Origin of the sequence: Actinoallomurus acaciae, assembly GCF_042429965.1 — a bacterium.
GTDB classification, from domain to species: Bacteria; Actinomycetota; Actinomycetes; order Streptosporangiales; family Streptosporangiaceae; genus Actinoallomurus; species Actinoallomurus acaciae.
Genome location: NZ_JBHLZP010000807.1, coordinates 358 through 2,985, shown reverse-complemented (window position 1 = coordinate 2,985; position 2,628 = coordinate 358). Strand labels below are relative to the sequence as shown.

Annotated in this window: 2 protein-coding genes and 1 pseudogene; all 3 read left to right on the top strand. The window is 74.7% G+C overall.

The annotated features are described in order from the left end of the window. Positions 1-448: pseudogene (locus ACFFNX_RS47285) on the top strand (hypothetical protein); the annotation flags it as partial. Between the two features lie 39 nt (positions 449-487). Then, complete coding sequence (locus ACFFNX_RS47280; protein WP_378212951.1) at positions 488-1,204, top strand: DUF2500 domain-containing protein; 717 nt, start codon at positions 488-490, stop codon at positions 1,202-1,204. Between the two features lie 80 nt (positions 1,205-1,284). Further along, on the top strand, positions 1,285-2,556 hold the full coding sequence (locus ACFFNX_RS47275; RefSeq protein WP_378212950.1) for a hypothetical protein: 1,272 nt from the start codon (positions 1,285-1,287) through the stop codon (positions 2,554-2,556). The last annotated feature ends 72 nt before the right edge of the window (positions 2,557-2,628 follow it).

The following is a 2,628-nucleotide window of genomic DNA, read 5'->3' as shown; positions in this document are numbered from 1 at the left end:
CGCGGACGCTCCCGGCGAGGGCACGCGGCGGGCGCGGGACGGGTGGGCCAGCGGCGAGCACGCGCTGCGCGTCCTCGGCCCGCTGCACAGGCTCGCGTTCACTCGGCGCGCCGTCACGCTCGACGCGGGCAAGCCGGTCGACCTGGGGCTCACCGGGTACGACGCCGACGGCTTCGACGCGCCCGTCGCGGCCCGTGACGTCACCCTCGACTACGACCGCGCCGCGATCGACGTGACGACCACGCCCGACGGCTCCATCCGGATCACGGGCCGCGCCGACGCCACGGGCACCACCCTCACCGCGACCGTCGGCGGAGTGACGGCGAGGCTGCCGGTGGCGGCCGGGCTGACCGACGAGTCGCTCGCGGAGCCGACCCCACTTCCATTGTCAAGCCCCCCACACACCAGAGGAAGACCGCACGCACGGCCCAACCGAGACAGGCCCTAATGGGCTGCCGTCCGGGCTCCGGGCGGTCATGCTGGAGGCATGGGACGCGGGACGCGCTGGGCGGCGCTCATCGCCGGGGTGGCGTGCGTCGCCGGGGGGATCGCTCTGGGGTCCGGCCCCTACGACGATCGCCGGACGTTCGAGAAGGCCGGCTACTGCGGTGCCGTCGCGCGGGACGACTGTGTGACGCGGATGCCCATGACCGTCCTGTCGCGTTCGACCTACACGACCGAGGATCCCGACCCGGAACCACCACAGCAGCCACCTCCGCAGCCGCCGCCACCGATACCGGGTCCCTTCTCCTGGGGCCCGGTATCGGTGGGCCGGATCCTTGCCGCGCTGCCGATGTCCCAGACCACCCACTACGAACTCACCGTGCGCACCGCGGACGGCGAACGCCACACGTTCGAGGTCGAGCGGAGCATGTACGCCATGGCGCGTACGGGGGCGCGGGGCACGGCCGAGGTCTGGCACGGCCGCATCGCGCGGCTCCGGATCGGCTCCCGGAGCGACGAACAGTGGTCGTACTGGTCGCTGGGGCTCGCCTGGGTGCTCGGCTGGACCGGCGTGATGCTGATCATCGCGTGGGGCCTGCCGCTCGGCGGCCCGCGGTGGCCCTCCGGCGTCTTCGTCTGGTGGGCGGGCATCGTCGTGTTCGCCGGCCTGCACGCGTGGCCTCCCGCGCTCTGGGTCGTTCCCCTGGCCGGTGGCGGCGCGTTCCTGCTGTTCCGCGTGTACGCCGCGGTCGCGCGCTGACGGCGGCGCCGGAAAATCCCGTGTCCGGCGTGCGCCGCCGACGATAAGGTCGCACTCCTTACCGATCTTGGAGGACGTCCATGGGCACGGAGCGGGCCTCGGCGTCGGAGCGGCTCGACGCCGGCGACGTGGCGGGCGCGATGCGGGCGCTGCGGTTCACCGCGGACGAGATGCCGATCGGCGAGCTCGCCCGGGTCACCGGGCGGGCGGCGGAGATGATGGGCTTCGACGACCTCGTGACGGCGTCGTCCGCCCTGGCCGCCGACCCCGATCGGCCGCAGGCGCTGTACGACTTCGGGTACGTCTGCGTCGAGCGGGGCGCGGCGTACGTCGCGATCCCGGCGCTGTCCGCGGGGCTGCGGACGCTGCCGGACACGGTGCCGATCCGCACCGAGCTCGCGGTCGCGCTCGAACGCGAACGCAGGCACGGCGAGGCGGTCCGCCTCCTGGAGGAGCGCGCCGGGACGCTGAGCCCGTGGCCGCACGGGTACCTGCTGGTGTACAACGCGATCATGGCCGGGGACCTGGCCACGGCACGGCGTCACGCCGACCGGCTCCCGCCGCCCGAGGACGACCAGTGGGCGGCGGCCCACGACAAGGTGCTCCGGATGCTCACGCGGGCCGTGGCGGCCGAGGCCGCCGGTCCTCTCGACGGCCGGGACCTGCGCGGCTGGCACTTCGTGCTCACCGGCGGCATCCTCGCCACGCTGTCGCCCTACGGCTTCGACCAGGGCATGACCGGCCGGTACGCCTACACGCAGGACGACTACGGACGCTGCCGGCACGGGCTGGAGCGGCTGCGGCTCATCCTCGCCTCGGCGGGGTCGCGGCCCGCGACCGTGTCGCTGCTGCCGGACCGGTCCAGTCACGTCCTGGGCCTCGCGGCGGCCGGCGTGCTCGGCCTGCCGGCCGTGCCGTTCGTCCCGGAGCGGCCGGACACCGTGGTGGCCGCCTACGACCACGGCGAGGTCGACGACGTCCCGGCTCTGCGCGAGCGGGCGCCGGGTCAGGTGCTGTACGAGCACGCGACCTGCTGGACCACACCCCCGGAGGTGTCGGCCGACGTGTCCGCCTACCTCCACCAGGTCTCCGAACCGCCGTGGGGCGAGACGATGCGCCACACGCCGGACGGCGCGGTGGAGCGCATGCCCGCCGATGACCGGCCGGCCGAGAAGGCCGCCGCCGAGATCAACGCCGCGGACGCCGAGTTCGATCCGGGCGACGGCGCGACGCCCGCCGATCCGGACGCGGCGCCGGCGGAGTTCGCCACGGCCGTCGCGAGAGAGTGGTCGACCGGCGTGCGCCACCACGTCGCCTCCTCCGGCCCGGTGACCAGCAACCACTTCGCGTAGGCCCGAGGGGTGGTCGCGGGGGACCGGACCGGCGTCCGTCACGATGTCGCCTCGTCCGGGCCGGTGGCCGGT

Bases quoted from the DNA above. Each gene is read 5' to 3' on its own strand.
- ACFFNX_RS47280 (WP_378212951.1), top strand. From the start codon at position 488: ATGGGACGCGGGACGCGCTGGGCGGCGCTCATCGCCGGGGTGGCGTGC.
- ACFFNX_RS47275 (WP_378212950.1), top strand. From the start codon at position 1,285: ATGGGCACGGAGCGGGCCTCGGCGTCGGAGCGGCTCGACGCCGGCGAC.